Source organism: Tuberibacillus calidus DSM 17572 (genome assembly GCF_000430685.1).
Lineage (GTDB): Bacteria > Bacillota > Bacilli > Bacillales > Sporolactobacillaceae > Tuberibacillus > Tuberibacillus calidus.
Window position 1 is genome coordinate 1 of sequence record NZ_AUMM01000022.1, and the last position, 19,679, is coordinate 19,679.

General features: G+C 41.3%; 14 protein-coding genes and 1 pseudogene. 4 read left to right on the forward strand and 11 right to left on the reverse strand.

The features are described 5' to 3' along the window. Window positions 1-413: 413 nt before the first annotated feature. Window positions 414-592: pseudogene (locus H532_RS20605) on the forward strand (transposase); the annotation flags it as partial. Between the two features lie 116 nt (window positions 593-708). Here H532_RS20605 and H532_RS18115 read toward each other — a convergent pair. Beyond that, a complete protein-coding gene (locus H532_RS18115; RefSeq protein ID WP_051263195.1) occupies window positions 709-2,595 on the reverse strand; it encodes an S-layer homology domain-containing protein in 1,887 nt (628 codons plus the stop codon). Window positions 2,596-3,005: 410 nt separating this feature from the next. Between H532_RS18115 and H532_RS19525 the strand changes: the two genes are divergently transcribed. From H532_RS19525 to H532_RS0106935, 3 genes are all read left to right on the forward strand, one after another. Beyond that, window positions 3,006-4,385, forward strand: coding sequence for an S-layer homology domain-containing protein (locus H532_RS19525; RefSeq protein WP_051263196.1), 1,380 nt, complete (start codon window positions 3,006-3,008; stop codon window positions 4,383-4,385). A 231-nt stretch (window positions 4,386-4,616) separates the two neighbouring features. After that, window positions 4,617-4,877 (forward strand): helix-turn-helix domain-containing protein, encoded by a 261-nt coding sequence (locus H532_RS18120; protein ID WP_038111752.1) that lies wholly within the window; start codon window positions 4,617-4,619, stop codon window positions 4,875-4,877. Between the two features lie 170 nt (window positions 4,878-5,047). Then, window positions 5,048-5,557, forward strand: a complete 510-nt coding sequence (locus H532_RS0106935) for a competence protein ComK (protein ID WP_027724886.1) — start codon at window positions 5,048-5,050, stop codon at window positions 5,555-5,557. 45 nt (window positions 5,558-5,602) lie between these two features. Here H532_RS0106935 and H532_RS0106940 read toward each other — a convergent pair whose 3' ends face one another. The 10 genes from H532_RS0106940 to wecB all read right to left on the reverse strand — a co-directional run bounded on the left by H532_RS0106940 (window position 5,603) and on the right by wecB (window position 19,389). Beyond that, the gene (locus tag H532_RS0106940) at window positions 5,603-5,989 is read right to left on the reverse strand and encodes a type II toxin-antitoxin system RelE family toxin (RefSeq protein ID WP_027724887.1); all 387 of its coding nucleotides are present in this window, start codon (window positions 5,987-5,989) and stop codon (window positions 5,603-5,605) included. A gap of 1 nt (window position 5,990) precedes the next feature. Further along, on the reverse strand, window positions 5,991-6,365 hold the full coding sequence (locus H532_RS0106945) for a hypothetical protein (protein WP_245566425.1): 375 nt from the start codon (window positions 6,363-6,365) through the stop codon (window positions 5,991-5,993). 661 nt (window positions 6,366-7,026) lie between these two features. After that, window positions 7,027-7,779 carry an IS21-like element helper ATPase IstB gene (istB, locus tag H532_RS0106950; protein ID WP_027724889.1) on the reverse strand — a complete coding sequence of 251 codons (753 nt, stop codon included), beginning with the start codon at window positions 7,777-7,779 and terminating at the stop codon, window positions 7,027-7,029. Further along, on the reverse strand, window positions 7,751-9,280 hold the full coding sequence (istA, locus tag H532_RS0106955; RefSeq protein ID WP_027724890.1) for an IS21 family transposase: 1,530 nt from the start codon (window positions 9,278-9,280) through the stop codon (window positions 7,751-7,753). Before istA ends, istB begins: the two co-directional genes overlap by 29 nt. A gap of 263 nt (window positions 9,281-9,543) precedes the next feature. Continuing rightward, window positions 9,544-9,921, reverse strand: coding sequence for a hypothetical protein (locus H532_RS0106960; protein WP_027724891.1), 378 nt, complete (start codon window positions 9,919-9,921; stop codon window positions 9,544-9,546). A gap of 43 nt (window positions 9,922-9,964) precedes the next feature. Next, on the reverse strand, window positions 9,965-10,381 hold the full coding sequence (locus H532_RS0106965) for a hypothetical protein (protein WP_027724892.1): 417 nt from the start codon (window positions 10,379-10,381) through the stop codon (window positions 9,965-9,967). Window positions 10,382-11,115: 734 nt separating this feature from the next. After that, window positions 11,116-13,845, reverse strand: coding sequence for an S-layer homology domain-containing protein (locus H532_RS0106970; protein WP_027724893.1), 2,730 nt, complete (start codon window positions 13,843-13,845; stop codon window positions 11,116-11,118). Between the two features lie 498 nt (window positions 13,846-14,343). After that, on the reverse strand, window positions 14,344-15,783 hold the full coding sequence (locus H532_RS0106975) for an N-acetylmuramoyl-L-alanine amidase (protein ID WP_027724894.1): 1,440 nt from the start codon (window positions 15,781-15,783) through the stop codon (window positions 14,344-14,346). Between the two features lie 171 nt (window positions 15,784-15,954). Continuing rightward, complete coding sequence (locus H532_RS0106980; protein WP_027724895.1) at window positions 15,955-17,832, reverse strand: LTA synthase family protein; 1,878 nt, start codon at window positions 17,830-17,832, stop codon at window positions 15,955-15,957. 423 nt (window positions 17,833-18,255) lie between these two features. Next, the gene (gene wecB / locus H532_RS0106985; RefSeq protein ID WP_027724896.1) at window positions 18,256-19,389 is read right to left on the reverse strand and encodes a non-hydrolyzing UDP-N-acetylglucosamine 2-epimerase; all 1,134 of its coding nucleotides are present in this window, start codon (window positions 19,387-19,389) and stop codon (window positions 18,256-18,258) included. Between the last annotated feature and the right edge of the window lie 290 nt (window positions 19,390-19,679).

Sequence of the window (19,679 nt, forward strand, 5' to 3'; positions counted from 1 at the left end):
GTACAAAATAGTGGCCCTCTTTTCTTGTATTTTACCCTCCTTACGTGACCACCTTTACGAAATCTCTATCCCATTTTTCCGTCACCTTTGACCTTGTCTGTGCCCGTGTTACGCTTAACGCCACAGTCTCACCGAAAAATTTAGCCTAAGCGGCTCAACGAGTGGCCAGTGTAACACGGGCAATCGATTCTAAGCATCCGTCGGCGGGGCCCCGACCCCTTCCGCCGGACGCCAAGAATCGGGCGATCTGCGGTCAAAGGCAAGCAGCTTCGCTGTGACTCCTCTTTATACCAAAGAGTCCCATTAATACCTTTCATTTCGCCCATAAAAATTTTACTCTAACCGGTCAATACCATCGAGTGGTAGGAGTTTCTGCTTGTTGGTAATCACCTAACCCACTTATCATTAGATAGAAGCTTTCGAAAAAGAAACTGGTGAAACGAAAAATGGATGTGGAACCCGTTTTAGGATATCTGAAGGTTAATTAGTATTTCACTCGTTTGTCAGTGAGAGGCAAAAAAAAGTGAAAAATGAATGTGGCTTTGCATGCATGGCGGTGAACCTGGGAAAGTTCACCGCCATGAATAGTTAATCAACCAAAGATAAGGGAAATAACAGCACAAAAAAGTTCCGATTATCAAAGAGCGATAATCGGAACTTTTTTCGTTTGTTTTCGCTAGCAATGTCCTAGCCTTTTTTTGATCTTCTTTATTTGGCAATCGTCACTTTATTGGCGAGCAGCCCATATGTGCCGTTATGATAGACATAAGCTTTTACCGGGCTTCGGAAATCCGACTGATCGGAAAGGATCTCATACCATGTTCCTTCCCCATTTGAAACTTCTTTCGTCACAATCATCCCAGCCCCGGAATGCGTTTCGGGATATTGGTACAATATTTTAGAGCTTGTTGTCGGATTGGCGCGCACGTTTAAGGAATCGGCCGTCGCTACCGCTAACACATACTTATTAAAATCACGACCGCCGAGATATTTATCAATCTGGAACATATAGCCGGCAATCTTTTGTCCCCAATAAGGATCTGAGGCATATTTCATATTCATACCGGCATTTTTGTCACCTAACATCGCGCCAAAATAACGCCAAGTTCCTGGAGTTAAATAGTTATCCTTAACAAACTGTCCCATGTAATCGATGCACTCTTCGTAGGTCGCAAATTGTTTTGCCCCATTATAAGGGTCACTGTCAGCTGCGCCCAATCCGAAAAGATTATGTTTATTCTGGGCAATATCGCTTGATCCCCAAGCGCTTTCATGTATCGCGTGCGCCAAGAGATACATCGCATTGACACCATAATCATTTTGTGCCTTTATAAAGGCATTGCCGAGTTTGGCTAACGGCCCCGGACCGCCTAATTTTTTTGCGTAGGTGCTAGGGATATTATCTTTTACAAATTGGTTGAGCTGATCCGCTGTATAAGATGTTTTGGTTTTTAACGGCAAAATATCGAAATATTGATAAGCCGTGCCGACCGGTTTCCCAGTGGCGTTCCATGTGGTATAGAAACTATGGCCGTCCCAGCTGTAATATTTGACTCCTTCAGTCATGAACCCCGGCGCATAGCCATATTGGTAGGCGGCATATTGTCCGGACAATGGTTGGTAGACATAATGATAGAGGGTATTTCCGCTCACTTTATAATAGGATCTGCCATCAATCATACCATTAGGAATCAATGTGACTTTTGATTGATCCACACTGCCTTTGTTCCCATTAAGTTCAATATTAACCTTATAGGCGTCGGAACCGAGATATTTCAATTCCGTATTGGATGAAACATAAGTGTCGCCGAACGTGACCATGGCACTCGTGCGAACAATGCCGCTATGCATCCAGACCACTTTGTTATTGAGTGTCACCACTTGATTGGACGCGGTCGCGTGATTACGCGCATCGGTAAAGTGCGAATATCGGGCACCGTCTTGAATTTCACCCTTAACAACCGTTCCCACGTGATACCAACCACCCGTATTTTCAATGGCGCCTAAAGCGCGGTAAATCACGACAACCGCTTCGGCGCGGATGGCATCATTTTTCGGTCGAAATGTGTTATCACCGTATCCTTCAATAATCGACCACGCCACGCAATTTTCAATCGCTTCGACATAACCTTTATTAATCTTTGACTTGTCGGCAAAAGTCAATGGTTTAGTTTCCGTCACAATCCCTTTATACTTTAGCATCCGATAGATCATGACTGACATTTCATCTCTAGTAATATATTGATCCGGTTTGAATGTCCCGTCAGGATAACCATTAATGATACCGGCCGATGCTGCTTCATAAATTTCATTGTAAAGTGGATGATTGGGATCCACATCCGAGAAGGATTTCGTGGTATCGAAGGTCTGGAGATTCAATGCCCGTCCGACAAACGCCGCAAATTCCGATCGCGTGACTTTTTTTCCTAAGAGGAAATCTCCCGAACTGTCGCCTTTTAATATCCCGCGATCGCTTAATGCTTTAGCCGCTTCATCCGCCCACGGATAAGCGCTGGCATACGCGTCGTGATGGTTCAATAGAGTCACCGCGAACATAAATACAAACGCCACTATAGGTAATGCGATTTTTTTCATATAGTCCCCCCTTCTTTTCTACTAAATTACCAAACTTATGTAATAAAATCTAGTTAAACGTTAATCGATTTTAAAATCTTTCATATTTTTGTAACCTAACTCTTTACCGAGTGGGAATACACGTTTTGTCGTTGAGGTATGATCCCGTAAATGTCACACGGTTTTGCACCGGCGTGAATCATCGACGATTCATAAACTTCACTGGTTTCCGTGCAAGATCACTCCCGCACAGCCGCCCATTTATTGATAGAGGCGCGTAAATCGTAAACCTAAATGACGATGCTTTTTCTCAAGGATTAAAAGTTACTACCTTATTACACTGTAATGCTATTGAAATATTAAAACTGTATCGTTTATACTCAATTTGGACAACATGCCAATCATTGTCATTTAGTAGGGAGTTCGTACCAATGAAACGAATCTTTATCATTTTTTTGGCTATCATGCTTTTATCATTTCTTCCTATTAAAAACTTTCTTTCTACAGCATGGGCCGCCAATTTCTCTGATGTTGGCGATCACTGGGCGAAAGAAGCGATCAATTATATTGCCGATAAAGGGCTCATAAATGGGTATTCCAATGGTCAGTTTAAACCTGACCAAACGATTACCCGCGCGGAAATGGCGAAAATAGTTGTCACTGCGCTGGATTTACCACTTTCCTCCGCTTCATTCATAGATGTACCTAAGACGCATTGGGCAAACAAATACATTGGAGCGGCCGCTAAAGTAAACATCGTCACCGGCTATTCCAACGGCACCTTTCGCCCTAACCAGTCCATTTCCCGCGCAGAAGTGGCCGCCATCTTAGTGAGGGCTTTTCATCTCACGACAAACAACATCGCTTTTCCCTCTTACCATTTTACCGACATCGATCGCAGCAATTGGGCGTTCCCATTTATTTTGAACCTCGTTGTGAATAACATTACGAATGGCTACACGAATCATACGTATAAACCGGAGGCCTCCATATCAAGAGCGGAAGTCGTGACCTTTATTGCGAGGATTTTTGACGACTCGTTTAAAATTGGTATGGCTCCACCACCTTCCGTCGATACCTATATTCCCGTTTTATGCTGGCATAACTTCCCCACAAACGGAAAAGGGGACAGCTTAAATACGGATCCGAAGGCATTTGAAAAACAATTAACCTATTTAAAAGAACAAGGCTATCAAACGATTACGGTCGAAGACTTAGTGAATGGTCAGATTCCGGCCAAGCCGATCATGCTGACTGCTGATGATGGCTATTTATCGACCTATACAAATGCTTTTCCAATATTAAAAAAGCTGAATATGAAAATGACTGTTTTTATCATTGTTTCATCTGTCGGTGAAACGCCAGGACAAAATCCGCATTTTACTTGGGAACAAGCCAAAGAAATGGAAGATTCCGGTTTGGTGGATATTGAAAGCCATACGTTTGATCAACATAGGCGCATCAATGATGAAATCGGAAAAGAGTATTTGGTCACGCCGTTCGATACGGAAACCCATGAGGATTATGTCAACCGGATTACCAACGATCTTGCTCTTTCAAAAAGCGAAATTGAGAGCCATCTGAACAAGGAAGTCGTCGGTTTTGCTTATCCGTTTGGCGTGTATAATGACGAGGTGGAACACATTGCGCAAAGCATTGGATTCAAAGCGATTTTTACGACTAATTTCGGCGTCAATTCCCTATCAGACTTAAATTTGATGAGGATAAAAAGGATCGGTGTCAACGGACGGGATTCCGGGCCTGCGCTGGTGAATAAAATCATTGATGGCGCCTATCGCTTAAATCATTAAAAAATTTCAGAGACTTTTAGCTCGGCTAAAGGTCTTTTTTTATATCGGAGGGATCGTTGAAACATATCGGCAAGGGTTTCAAACATTGTCTTCCATATAGAATGAGTTGGCGGGTACCTTTTTCTATGAAAAATTCTTTCTTTTATTTCCATTATCATCCTTTTTACCGTCATGCGACTGTGTAAATTCCCTTATGGCACTTAGATAATGGTGTCAAAAAGGGGTTAGACCTTGAAATATAGAGACTTAAATGTCAAAAAGATAGTTGGTAAAACGGTTAGGGCCATACGAAAATTAAGAGGCATGACAATTGAGGAATTAGCTGAGAAGGCCGAAATTAATGAAAAATTTCTCGGTGAAATTGAACGAGGAGTGAAAGGTTGTGATTATACAATCTTAATCCAACTTGCCATAGCACTTAAAGTCCCAGTTGGTCAACTGCTTATCGAAGCACAAAGGTTTCTCGAACGATCTAAACAAGAAGAGGAATGACATTTTCTTCCCCTATCCTATCCTTATCCTTCATCCTTCCCATACTCATTTCCAAATGCTCATTAAAAGCTTTATTATCGCTTTAGTTATTTCCCCCATCGATATTGTCTCGTCATCCTTGCCCGACGTATCTTTCAATGGTCAGCCCCATAAGAAAGGAGATAATCTTTATGACTATTCCCATCTTAGAAGATTACGATGTTCATCAAGGGACGATGGCCATTTTACCCGCAAAAGCGATAGACTACGATTCTATCGTGCTTGAAACCAACCAAACTCTCTACATAAGAAAAACGCCTTTACAAATCATAAAGGATGCCTGCTTGGAAGGCGGCTCGACTTATGAAGGCCGACGTGAAGCGGTTATCCATCTGACGGGCGCCCAGAACAAGGTGCCCATCCCGGTCAATCCCCGAGAGCACATCTATGCTTTCCCGACTCACTCCCCTCAGCTTTTTGAGTGCCAATGGCTCTTCTATCACCATATCCGATTCATTCAACCGAAACCGAACACACCTAGAGAATCCATCATTACTTTTAAAAACAATCCTAATCCTCTTCAAATCGAAGTCTCCTATAACACGCTCTATAAGCAAATGCAACGAGCGGCTTATTGCATTGTCCGCTATTCATTCGGTCATATACCTCAATGGCAGAGGTCTTATGGCGGATGGAACTAATAACGAAAAAAGAAGCCTAATACATTTTTATTAGACTTCAACCTATTATTCATCATTATTTTGGTCCATTTGTTGGAGAAATTTTTGTATCCGTTCGGCTGCCATCCGGTAAGCCTTCCTTTTATCCCTTGGCCCGATTGCAATGACTTCCATTCTAACTGGACTTCCTTCCACCGGCCTATAAATGATTCTAATATTTAATGACTTTGACTTTATTTTTGCAAAACCGTGCAAATCTCCATGTAATGACTCTGCTACTCCATCTGGCTTAAATAAAGGACCTTGTTTTGCTCTTCTTAATATTTCTAGTAAGACCGTTTGCCTATGACCTTTATTAATTGCCTTTATATCCTGCTTAACATCATCGACAAATCTAAGATCAACTTGATATTTTTCAAGAATAAATGCCTGTAATTCCTCTAGCGTCTTCAAATTACTCTTCCTCTAATTGTTTCATTAATTGGTTAAGATCTATGTCTTCTTCATCAAAGACATCATGAAGAGCAAAGTTTGCCGATTTTTCCGCACGGTTTTGAGCTTCTTCTAAAGCCACTTTATCCAACGCCTCATCAAGTGCTTCCTTAATTGTGAGCAACTGCTCGAAATATTCAAGACTAACAACCGCTGCTTGGGCATTTTTCTTTTTAGCATTTTGTATTACAAATACTTCATCTGTAGGCCCTTTTGAAAATCGATCAAGAATATCTGACAGCTTATTGCTCCGAGTGACATCCGTTACTCCAAGAACGTTTTTTTTCAAAAAATCCAAAGTATTTGTGTTTAACGTAGGGTGATTTTCCTTTGCCACTGTATATACACCCACTTTCCATCAGTCCTTTCCATTATTATATGCCAGAAATAATTATTTTTATACTCCATTATATGTTGTTTTATACACATAAAACAACACATTTAATTTTGGATGTGCCATCACCAACATAATAATGAAGGTGAAACCCATGTGACATATTACTATAAGAGTAGTGGGGAAATTCTATCCTAGTAGCGGAATATCAACAGGCTGTTAGTTTCGGCAAGCTCTTGCTGAAAACACATTCAACCTAAAAGAAAAGGTGGAATTTCTAAAGAAAAATTCCAAGAACCTTTCCTTTTATAAAAAGTGTAACCGTCAAGTAAAAATGAACACTTTTTAAGTGACTATACGAGTCTCCCTACTGTTTTTTTCACCATTAGTAAGGAACCCTTTGTTTTAGCCAATTTGGCCGATTCCTATATTAAAAAAGCGAATGAAAAAGATTTGAGTTCATTTATCGGCAAATCCTTAATCATGCCGAAGAAATATTATCAAAAGACACATGGCAACTCTATATCAAAGAAATAGATGTCACCATATTTGGACCTAGCGAAATGGAGAAACCAAATGGGTGGCTTATTATCTCCAGTGTTTTTTGCAAGCAAAAAATACATAGAAGTGCAAGAAAAAATACATAGGCTTGCCGGCCAGAGATTTATGGTTTCAAGGTGGAGGAAGGGGATGAGGGAATGGTAGAGAGAGCGTTCCGTAGACGGTAGCTCTCCCCCGTAAAAGCCAGGATGTGGGCGTGATGAACCAAGCGATCCACCAGCGCAGCCGTCAAACGATTGTCCCCAAACACCCGATTCCACTGTCCAAACTCCAGATTTGATGTCACGATGACGCTTTTTTGCTCATAACAGTCAGCGATGATATGAAACAGTAGTTCTGATCCTTGCTTTTGAAAAGGCACATAGCCAAGTTCATCCAAAATCAACAGTTCGCACGCGTCAATGCTCCGTTTTATTCGCCCAAGTGTGCCGTTTTTCAATGCTTCCTCCAGTCGGGCAACGAGATCCGCGACGCGGAAAAACCGAACCTCACGGCCTTGTTGACATGCTTGAATGCCGAGTGCTGTAGCGAGATGGGTTTTACCGGTTCCTGGGGAACCCAAAAGCAGAACGTTTTGCTTTCGTTCCAAAAAACGAAGGTCACATAGTTCCTCTTTCGATGTTGTCTTCGGCCAATGGATGTGATCGGACCACTCATAATCCTTGAGCCATTTCAACTCCCGAAACTTGGCTCTCTTGATCAGCCGCGCCTGTTTCGCCTGCTGGCGGCACGACAGCTCGAGCGCTAATACGTTGCGCAAAAACTGTTCTTTTGTTTCGAATTCCACCTCCTCGAATCGGTCAGCGATATACGCCAAGTGCAGCGCTTTACAAATCTCTTTTATCTCTGTGTTCATCCTGCCACCCCCCTTCCTTCACGGGATGAAGGCGTTGATCGTACACCGTTAAGTCCGTTTCATAATCAACCAAAACGGAAGGGGTATAAGCTTCTTCCCACTTGGCCGGGTAATGGGAGTGCTCGGCTTCCATTAACACTCCGATTTCATGAGGGGCCAAGTCCCATCGTTGCTTCTTCTTGAGCCATTGGGCGATTTCGTAAAGCGTACATCGGTCTAAAAGCACTCGTAGCCCTTTCAAGCGGGAAGACACTTCGCAGGAGGAGACCCGCAAATAGGTCTGAATCGATTCCGGCAAGTACGCCCGGAACCGGGAATACTCGACGACCCGGGGCTTGACCGCCCACTCGGCAAAAATCTCCTTCCAAGGGATCTCGCGTTTCACGTTCGTATACGGCCTTGGTGCCTCAAAGTGTACATCCCCGTCAGGAGAGAGCACAAAGAAACGATCCCATTCCTTTTTCACCAACACCCGATTGGGAACGGACAAGCCATGAATGACGAACGCCTCCCCATCCACCGTCACTTCTCCATACTTGTTCACGTAGGCATGATCAAGAGAAAAGATCGGAAGATCCTGTTCTGGCAAAGCCAACAGTTCTGAACGTTCTTCCTGCCATAGCTCCTCAATCATCCGCTCCTTTTCATAATGTAGACGGTTCCGATCCTCGACCATCTTGCGATGCAGCCAATTTGTTAACTCCGAATCTGATTCGATCAACGGAGCGGGGACAAAACAAAGGTTGCGAGTATAATAGACTTTTCGCTCGGCATTCCCTTTCTCGTGTCCGCTGTACGGATTGCACGCCTGCACATCAAACCGGTAGTAAAGCTGAAACTTCTGAAAGGCCTCGGTATATTGGCGTCCACCCCTTTTTTGGATGGATGAGACGGCTGCAGGCAAGTTGTCAATACGCAATACCTTCGGCACTCCTCCGGCCTGGCGAAACAACTGCGTCAATCCATGAAGGAAGCATTCGTTGTTTTCTGCCGGCAGCGGATAGGCAAATGCGGCGTTACTATAGGGGAAGCTGATGATCAAAACGGATCGTTCTTCCTCCTTCCCCTCCTTTGTCACCACGGTCATCTTCCCAAAATCGACCTGTGCTTCCCCTGGCGGATGTTCAAGGCGCTCATAGCGCTGTTCTTTCTCCAGCTTCAGCTGTGGTCTTCGCTTCTGTATGTACGCGCAAACCGTGCGATATGATCCTTTAAATCCATGGTTACGTTGGAGTGTTTCAAACATTGTTTTGTTCGTCCGACGCTGCTTTCTTAGCAGCTTCGCATCTTCCTCTAGCCAATCATCAATAATTTGTCCGTATCCCTCCTCTTCCATCATGCCCTTTTTTGGTTTTATTTTTTGTCGGGCAAAAGTGTTACCATCCGCGTATTTCTTCACGGTTCTCCAGTTATACCCTGTTTTGCGGGCAATTTCCGCAATCGCCAACCCTTTCTTTTCACGTAGTTTTCTGATACGATTAATTTCAGGCATTGTCAGCATCCTTTCGATCCTCCACTGTTTGGTTATGATTTCACAACTTCCACAGTAGAGGAAATGTTAGGGGCTGGCAAGCCTTTTTTCTTTACTTTAGGCTCTGCACTTTTTGTTGCAGAACTCTGTATTTTTATTTTGCACTAAACACTCCAGTATTCTTGAAGGGAAATGGACAGCGTAAGATTCTAGATTTGTGAATTAAGTCATGGGAGTAGTCCCAAAGACAAGGGTTGATCGTAAAAATAGGGACGTTAGCTAATTAAACGTCCCTACTTATCTAAAAGATTATGAGCGGCCATCCATTCGCTCAGATAGACAACTTTTTCATCTTTTTCGCCGTTTCTGGGCCTATACGGCAAACCTAATTCTGACATGGTATGCGCATAGGCATCCTCACTATCTTTTATCCAATCCCCGCATTGGCAGCCAAGCTTTTGGAAAAATACATCACCGCAACCGCAAACACTAATTTCTTCTCCGGTCTCGGCCGTCAGCCTCTCGTACTCAATTTGTAAAAGCGCCTCATACAGCGCCTCCTCTTTTATCAATCCATCCCAACGGGCCTGCTTTAACTTTTGATACAAATCACGAGCAATGTCTAACATACCATTTAATGATTTTAGTTTGACCATCTCTCTATCTCCCATTTCCTGCCCTCCACGATACGTATTTTATGTCATGACGGTTCATCTAAAGCCTCACTTCAATTCGGTTTTCCCTGCATAAAGCTTTTAGAAAGTCGAGAAGCTTATTATAGCCTTTTTTGTTCTGACGAGAAAAAGGTATAATAATCGGTTCGATATTACCTTTACTTTTTAAAATAATTTCTATGCCGTATTCCCCTCCCCTTACAAGCCCGATGTTTTTCCAAGCATAGTATGTTTTCAAATTCCCAAGAGAGATCCGTATCCCTTGTTTATCTATTTTGCATTTTAATTGAAAATACTTCTCCAAATATATGTACCCTATCAAAATAGCAGCGGCGAGAACGGTTCCCCAGAAAAATTCATCCCTTTGGTAACAATATGAAACAAAGAACATCCCTGTTAAAACCATTGGATATATCTTTTTATATAGACCTAAATAATTTCTGTACACGTATTTCAAGTTTTTCATTCCTTTCGTATAGGATTGAATTTCATTGTATTGGCATTTTATTAAACAAGATCATGTTTTGTCAAATTCATCCTTTTGAATTGAACTTCTATTGCTTTATCAAAATTTATTCACCGAGGTTTGCAGGGTTATAGATTGGTTATTATACAATGAAATGATGAGAAAATCTATTGGACGCTGGAGGGGCAAAAAAGGAGATTTGCATTTACGATGGCACTGTGAGGATAGGTTTGCCGCCAAAATTCAGCCGGGATTGAACTGTGGCATACAAAAAGACAATAGTCGATTTAAACAAGGAGCTTCGAGTGACATATTAATCCCTACCAGTCTTCATGTAACCTGTCCAGAGCAGAAAAAAACAATAACAGTCCTCTGCGGACCATTATTGTCCTATCTTGTTTCACTTTAGATTACCCAAGTTTTCTTATTTGACGATCTTAACCATAAATACCGCTTTATAATTCCAGGTAAAATCGTGGTTCAATTCACGCTAGCGCTCCCTATCTTTAACTTGTTTATGGACCATTCAAGTTTAAAGGATATAGGAGGTTGCGTGTATTATTTTGTCTGAATTTTTCTCATACCCCAACAAATATTATAGAGCCAAAGTTCATTAGAGAACTCATATAATAAGAAACCAAAAAAAGCCGTCCCAATCTAGCTCCTTTCTAGGACTTTTGAGACGGCTTCTCTAAAATTAAGTCTGTTTAATACACATTTTTTATTTACTCAACTACTGTAATTTCAATGGCAACAGGGGCTGATAGAAGATCTTTGTTTACTACATTTGATGAACCATCAAGTGTTTGAACTTTAGACAATACTAAAGTAAATGTACCTGATGATTTACCTGATTGAAGCGTAATAACACCAGTAGATGGATCTACAGTTACATTATTTTCGTTAGTAGATACCCATGTAGGTGAAACTTTTAAACCATTGTAAATACCATCAACATTAGAATCAGGTGCAGAAGAACTTGCAACATTATACGTTAATACTTTACCTGATTGATCTTTTATTGTTAATAGAGGATTTAATGAATAGCTGGATGTACTTGAATTGTAAATACCGAATAAAAGATCACTTACATTGTCAACATTATCTTTATCAACAACCAATGATGTCTTTAAAATGCTAGCGGATGATGCAACAGAATCGGTATTTTTATAAGTAACATTTACTGAATCAACTGCTACACCATTTACCAAAGCAGTTACTTTTACAGTACCAGATTTGGTTAGCGTTTCCTGAGCAAGTGTAGGATCAGCAAACGTTAAAGTATCATAAGCTCCAGATGCACTTAGTAAACCAGTTGTTGTATCTTCGTTAAATAATGCTTTTTCATCATCAGTTAGAGCATTTACATCAAGTACTAACTGATTATTGGTACCATCGAGATCAACTTTAGCAACTCTGTTACCATTTGAATCAACTTGATACAATTCAAACTTCACTTCATTGTCCAATTTGTCTACTCCGGTATCATTTGCATCATTATCAGCATCAAGGTAATCAGCTGAAGTTGAAGATACAACTAAATCATATTTTGCAGCTGTTCCAAAGTCTTTAACAGTTACAGAAAATGATTTAGTGAAGATAACATTATCATTTGCATCTTTATAATCTACATATACTGTTGTTGAGCCGTTTGCATAAGCAGTAACAGTTAAAAGTACCTTATTATCAACAGCAGTACCTTTGCTTACGTTAACAATACCAGCTTTGCTGTAACGCACAACAACCTTACTATCATCAGCAGCAATTTTATTACCATATTGATCTTTTAAGGATAATGTTACAGTACCAGTATATGATGGACTATTGGTATCAGTAGTAAGTGTTAAAGATGAAACATCTAAGTCACCAGAGGTAACTTTAGAATCAGCTACAACATTGAAAGTTACGGTTGTTTTAAATCCTCCAGCTTCAATTTGTACCTTAGCAGTACCAGGAGCGATAGCATTAACTTCAAATTCTCCGCCAGATTCTGAAACAATTGCTACTGTTGGTGTTAAATTGGTAATCTTCGCATTAGTTGCATCCAATTTCACAATATTACCTGCTGAATCTGTAACAAATACGTTTAAATATTTACCATCTTCGCTTTCTTGAAGAGTAGTATTAACTTCACCGTTTGCCTTAGCAGTCTTATAATCTGCTACAGATGCAGATGAATCTGATAAATGAATACCTTCAAGTGAAACTAATTGGTAAGGGGCAACAGTTACTTTAACAGCACCAGTAGTTGCTACTACTTTCGAAGTATTGTTATTGATAACTTTAATTTCTACATAAGCAGAACCATCAGCATCTGCTACCACATCACCATTTGTCTCAACAATTTTAGCATCGGTGGTATAAACTGACACTGTATAATTTGTTATATCATTTAAAATTTCCGAAGTAACATCTCTACCTTTTTCATCTTTAATTGTTACATAATCTAAAAGATTAGCAGACAAACCGGTAGATGAGTTGAAAGATGTTTGATCCAAAGAAATAGAATTTACTTCAGCAGTTTCATATGTGAAAGTGCTTGATGAAGCTTCTTTTTGAGTAACACCAGAATCAGAAGTAACACCATTAACAGTTACGGTGTAAGTTGTTTTATCCTCCAATGCTTTGTTAAACGTTATTGTAACTTTAGTTTTATCAGTTGAGTCTACTTTTGCACTTATAACAGATACACCATTGTCAACTGTAAAGTTGGAAGGATCAACATCACCAATTTTTGTATTGAATTGAACAACAGCTTGTGTACTGTTAATCGCACTTACGCTTGTAACTTGAGGCGCTTGTAAGAATTGGTGCACACGATAAGCGAGAAGTGCAAAGGAGCCGCGATCAAGATTGCCATTTGGTTCATAAGTTGTACCAGCATCGTTCGTACCTTTAACAAGACCATCGGCATAAAGCGTGTTGATGTACGGGGTTGCCCAGCCAAGGTTTTTGTCTGAAGCATCCGGAACATCAGTAAATGGTGTCTTAGCATCGGCTTTAAGTTCAAGACCGAAAGCTTTAACAAATACTTTTGCTGCTTCCGCACGAGTGATCGGTTTGTCCGGATTGAATTTGCCGGCACCGTCACCTTGGAAGACACCTGCATTAGCTGCAGCCGCAATGTAGCTGTAGTAGTAGTTGTCTTTGCTGACATCAGGGAAGCCCGGATCTTTTACATTCTTCGTGTCAAGGCCCATTACACCAGCGATCATTTTTGCGGCTTGAGCACGGGTGATGTCGTGGTGAACACCAAATTCAGTAGCGGATTCACCGTTGGTCGTTCCTGTGCTTACGAGATAATTAACTGCATCAGCAAGTTCAGTACCTGCTTGAACATCTTTGAAGTTGTTGGAAGCCGCACTAGCCGCTACTGGAGCGATGGCAGACGCTGCAACAACCGCAGAGACTGAAGCTGCCAAGAACTTACGGTATGACTTTGGTTGGTACGCCATTCGTCATAATCCTCCTCGTTATGTAATCTTTTTATTTATTTCCACTAATTTTAGCGAAATAGATTCATAGCACTATATTACCAAAAATAGAATGATATAGTGCCAACGTCATAAATCGCTAAAATTAGTAAGGAACCTGATTAAAATTATACGCATTGGTGCGTATAACGTCAATAGAAAAGCGGCTTTTAGCCCCTTGGCATCAATATACAAGAAAGGCAGATGTTTTTCAACTATTTTCCTAAAATTTATATCTATTTTCGTGCATTTGTAACCAAAATGTAATATTTACTGTCAGATCCCTGTTTCGACAATCCTATGATAAGTTAACATTTTTATTACACATCATGCAGGTCGCAACATTATCAAGGGGTCTATATTACTATTACTCTCAATGATGACCAATTTCTTCAATAAGTAAAAATGATTCTCAATCATCCTCACAAAACGTACCTCGCATTACTTTAAATGATGAACACGTTTTATTGATGATGATGATCATTGGACACTCATAAAGTATTGACGCAAAGCCTCAACCAGCGCATTCCCAAATTTCGTCGCTGTTGCTGGATCTTCCAGTCTTGCCAGATCGGACGGATTCGTCAAGAAGCCGAGTTCAATTAAAACGGCCGGTACTGTATTCATTCTTGTGACATAGAGATTGTCATCGACGACTCTTCTGGAATGCATGCCGATGGCCTGCGGGACGGTGCTCTGAATGACATTCGCGAGGATTTTGCTCTCCTTAGGATGGTCGTTGACCCCGGGATAATCCGGGTCATTAAAATCATTAAAATGCGTTTGCATGCCGTAGGCATCTTCACTTGAAAACCAGTTGCTGTGTATGGAGATGAACAAATCAGCATGATTAGCCTTGGCGACATCGACGCGGCATTGCAGCTCCTTGTCTTTCGATGGACTGCAATCCTTATCCCGTTGGTGCGTCATGATGACAACGGCCCCTGCTTTTTGCAGCGCCGATTGCGCGGCAACACCGAAATTATAGTTGATATACTGCTCTTCCGTCTTATCCAAAGCAATCGCACCGGGATCTCTGCCGCCATGCCCCGGATCGAGGACGATGATTTTTCCTTTCAGAAGTTCATCGGGTTCTCTCACGTATTTCAGCTTGACATACCCTTTGATCGTATCGGTGGAAACCAAGGCCCACCCGGCAACTTTTTTATATATTTTTACCTGGGCGCCGCTAGGAATCGTCCCGACATCATGATAATTGTCTGACGGACCGTATTGTGCCACTTGTGAGGCGATCATTTCCCCCGTTGAAATAACCTTCTCCGCTTCAGCGGGAGGACGAAAATTAGGATTAATGGCTCTCGCGACCATGAGCGCGAAATGGGATCTTAAAATCTTTTCACCCGGTTTGAAACTTCCGTCCGGAAAACCGTTCGTAATCCTTGCTGTCGTCACTTTATTAATAGGTTCATATTCTGGGCTGTCTTGAACAATATCATAAAACGGAAGATATTGGCTCATTTCTTGTAAAGAAAAAGCACGTGTAATAAGGTAAGCCATATCAGCCCTGCTGATTTTATCGTCTGGATGAAATAAACCATCGGAACGCCCGGTAATAAAATTCTTTTCATAGAGTGATTGAATATAGCCCGATGCGTAGTCTTTGGCGCTGACATCAGCAAAGGCTGTTTTTCGTGGAGTTCCGTCCACACCAAGGGCCCTACCAACCATTGTCGCAGCTTCTCTCCGCGTTAGATTAGCATTTGGTTTGAAAGATCCATCGGAGTAACCATTGACAATGCCTTGTTTCGCAAGAAACATGATTTCATCATAATAGCCGTCACCGGGTTTGACATCCTTAAATGTGACTTGTTCTGCGTGTGCTTGGAGTTGGTCAAAAAATCCCGAAAAGCCAACAGCAGCAATCATGATTAGACAAATTTTCATTATTTTCGATAACATCTATGTATATCTCCCCCCATCTTTATGTAGAACTGTCTACTATTCTAGCATAATTTGGGAGGATAAGTATAAGACTATCGTCCTGTTTTTAAGGAATTTCGACAAAAATAAGTTAACTCTTTAGGGGGCGGACATTTGGTGACATCCACCCCCGACTTTTTTTGAGTCAATCTATTTCCGATACGGCAGCCGCGCCATATATTGGTCGGATAATTCCAGAAGTTTCAGCATTTCTCGGCTTTTGTCTTCGTAAGCCTTTTGGTCTTTCGGGGCGATCATTTGATGCGTCAAGCGGTTGTAGATCACAAGATGCGTTCGTTCCGAATCTGGAATATAAAACGTATGTTGGGTGAAATACGCTCCAGCCGTTAAATAATAACGCATGCCAAATAAGTTATCTTTGTACTCCGTCAAGTCTTGCCCGAATAAAACCATGTTTTGATCATTAATACCTAAAAGATTGATGACGGTCGGCATCATGTCGATTTGTCCGCCGGCGTTTTCAAAAATTTTCGCATGGGTCACCCCTGGGATCGCAATGATAAATGGGATGTTAAACCGGTCAAGTAGCGTATACGGATGTTTGAGAAAATCACCGACGAGTTGTTGGTCTTGTTTTTGCATCAATTTGCCGTGCACACCGGAATGGTCCCCATAGATCACAATCATTGATTTATCCCAAAGCCCTTTTTCCTTCAATAAATCAAAGAATCTTCCAAGGGCCGCGTCAGCATAGTGTTGGGCTTCCAAATAATTACCGAAAAAGGTGCCCTGATATTTTTTAGGAAGGGAAAGGGTTTGTTTATCTTTCGGGATTTGAAACGGCGTATGCGCCGACAATGTCACGAAATCGGCATAAAACGGCTTGTTAGAAGATGTTTTTAACGCTTCAAGCGCATCAACGCCTTTTGTGTAAAGCACATCATCCGAAGCCCCGAGCCCGACTTTGTCTTCCTCCCCGAAATACGATTTGTCATAGTGTTTGTCAAAACCGAGCGCGGGGTACAGCTCATCACGATTCCAGTAGTGGATATCATCGACGTGAAGCGTGACCGCCTGGTAACCATTGTCTTTTAATAAACGCGCAAGACTCGGGATGACGCGATTTCCGTATGTTTCCGAAGTCGGGTTATTGCCGACCGGATATAGCGAAGTATTCATGAGAAACTCGGCGTCGGAAGTATTACCCGAGCCAATTTGTTGGTACACATTATTAAAGTAAAAGCTTTCCTTGAGTAGTTTATTAAGATTAGGCGTGATTTCCTGACCGTTAATCGATTTGCCGATAATCATGTTTTGCAGTGATTCCATCTGAATGACGATCAAGTTTCTCCCTTTGGCGATTCCGAAATACGGATGTTGATCAGAGGGCACGCGTTTCAAGTGTTTAATCTGAAAAATTTTATCCTGCGTGAGATTAAAGCTGCCTTTTTTCGCCATTGCTTGGACAGCTCTTTCTGTATGCAGTTGATTAAACTGAAGGTTGATTAAACCAGCCGTCTTGGCATACACCGCGCTGTTTAGCACTTGATCGGTGCGATGATAAAAATAGCTGCCAATATTAAAGGCAAGTAGCCCGGCCAACCCTACGGATAACCACTTTCTAGAATACCTTTTGACCGAGGTGATTTTTGTTCTTAAAAAGAAATGAAAGAGCATCAATATAATAAGGATAATAAAATCAAAATACAATAAAAACTCCTGAGGGTGGATGAGTAACCCCAAATTGGAACTGACCGAAGGAATCTGACTGATGCTAGATAAATCATGATACGTCGGCACGTTCTCAAAGTAGTTGCTATAGATGACAATCGCAAAAAAGGCGGTCGTCAAAATGGCATCCAAGAGGATGTATAACGTCCACTTTGTCTTTTTCGGTAAAAATTCAAGCAATATAAATAGGACAGCGATCCCCGCTACATTATTTATAATAAAACCGGGATTCCAATACGTACCGTATAGCATCCGTCCTAAAAGAATCATCTTTATGAAGAAAAACCCGGTAAATATTAAAAACGGATGATAGGCGAGTCTTAACAATTTCAACATTTTATGCACCTCAAGATGTATATTAAGGGAATGTTAAATTTATGTAAATAAATTTTTAACATTTTCATTTGGAAGTATGTGCTAACGCAAGAAATTACGGTGCTCGTTGAAAATTTTATAGGGTGGGTCACCTTATGCCCAACCCGAACGCCTTTAAGCGGTTAAGATACGATATCACGTTATAGATGTTTTCGCTCTATTGGGGTGTTTTTTCCGTGAAGAAGTAAGAGGGAGCGGTAAGGAAAGACGGACTTTATACGACGAGCTAGCCAATTTAGAATATAGGAATATTCTACATCGACCTTCTATTCGAACTGAGATAAACCTTAATATGTTCATGCACAATAAGTCACGTAGCCTATTGTGCATTTTTCGTTCGCAAGTAAAAAGCTCTGCCGAGGGGATACCCAACAGAGCTTCTTTCTAGATGCGTATCTTTTCCTTTTTTAAATAATGCTCTAGGATGATTTCCACAATCCGTTCCGAAGCGCGTCCGTCACCGTAAGGATTGGCGGCCTTGGACATTTTATGATATTCCTCTTCATCGCTCAGGAGCTGTTTCGTTAGCTCATAGATATACTCCTCCGAAGTCCCCGCTAATTTCAAATTTCCCGATTCAATACCTTCGGGTCTTTCCGTTGTATTTCGCAGCACAAGAACGGGAACGCCAAAAGAAGGGGCCTCTTCTTGTATGCCGCCCGAATCAGTAAGAATCAAGTACGCGCGAGCCATAAAATTATGGAAGTCGAAGACATCGAAGGGATCCGTTAAATGAATTCTTTCATGACCTGCCAGTAGCTTATATGCAATATCCCGCACATAAGGATTTAAATGGATCGGATAGACAATATCGACATCTTCATGTTCATCTGCGATGCGGCGGACGGCATGAAAAATATGCTCCATCGGTCGCCCGAGATTTTCCCTTCTATGTGCCGTCATTAATATCATTCTTCTGTTCCCGATCGCATCGAGCACCGGATGGCTGTAATCTTTTTGAACAGTTGTTTTTAATGCGTCAATCACGGTATTCCCCGTTACAAAAATGGACGCTTCAGGTTTAGCTTCTTTTAGAAGATTCCGTTTCGCTCGTTCCGTAGGCGCGAAATGAAAATCAGCCAGCACGCCGGTTAGCATCCGATTCATTTCTTCGGGGTACGGTTCGTATTTATTGCCGGTTCGAAGTCCCGCCTCGACGTGTCCGATTTTGACCTTATTATAATAGGCAGCAAGGCTGGCGACGAAGGTGGTTGTTGTATCACCATGGACGAGTATGAGATCGGGTTCTGTTCTTTTTATTATTTCATCAAGGCCGGTCAACGCCTTAACGGTAATGTCGGAAAGTGTCTGCCGATCCTTCATAATGTGCAAATCATAATCCGGTACGATATGAAACACATGCAGCACCTGATCCAACATCTCCCGGTGCTGTGCGGTCGTCACGACGATTGATTCAATAAAATGGGGATGTTTTTGTAATTCCAGGACGACTGGTGCCATTTTAATGGCTTCTGGTCTTGTTCCGAATATAGTCATCACTTTTATGCGTTGATTCATCATGCACCTCTTCTGTTTCAAAACACATAACTCCATAATAACGAATTTAACTTTAACCATAAAGCTTAACCTATGTCGTTTTTAATAGTCAGTTTCCAGTTCTCTAACCATATTTTAATAGACCAACCAAGCAAGTGACAATTTTCCTTAAAAAGTTGCTTATTATAACATATATTAATAGATTCTAACAAAATATGTTGTTTTTAAGTCAATTTACACAAACACAACGAAATGATTTATAATATAAAATGTTTTACCATGAAAATTGTTTTCATCTTAATTAAAATGAA

Bases quoted from the DNA above. Each gene is read 5' to 3' on its own strand.
- H532_RS18115 (WP_051263195.1), bottom strand. From the start codon at position 2,595: ATGAAAAAAATCGCATTACCTATAGTGGCGTTTGTATTTATGTTCGCG.
- H532_RS19525 (WP_051263196.1), top strand. From the start codon at position 3,006: ATGAAACGAATCTTTATCATTTTTTTGGCTATCATGCTTTTATCATTT.
- H532_RS0106935 (WP_027724886.1), top strand. From the start codon at position 5,048: ATGACTATTCCCATCTTAGAAGATTACGATGTTCATCAAGGGACGATG.
- istB (WP_027724889.1), bottom strand. From the start codon at position 7,779: ATGAACACAGAGATAAAAGAGATTTGTAAAGCGCTGCACTTGGCGTAT.
- istA (WP_027724890.1), bottom strand. From the start codon at position 9,280: ATGCTGACAATGCCTGAAATTAATCGTATCAGAAAACTACGTGAAAAG.
- H532_RS0106960 (WP_027724891.1), bottom strand. From the start codon at position 9,921: ATGGGAGATAGAGAGATGGTCAAACTAAAATCATTAAATGGTATGTTA.
- H532_RS0106970 (WP_027724893.1), bottom strand. From the start codon at position 13,845: ATGGCGTACCAACCAAAGTCATACCGTAAGTTCTTGGCAGCTTCAGTC.
- H532_RS0106975 (WP_027724894.1), bottom strand. From the start codon at position 15,783: ATGTTATCGAAAATAATGAAAATTTGTCTAATCATGATTGCTGCTGTT.
- H532_RS0106980 (WP_027724895.1), bottom strand. From the start codon at position 17,832: ATGTTGAAATTGTTAAGACTCGCCTATCATCCGTTTTTAATATTTACC.
- wecB (WP_027724896.1), bottom strand. From the start codon at position 19,389: ATGAATCAACGCATAAAAGTGATGACTATATTCGGAACAAGACCAGAA.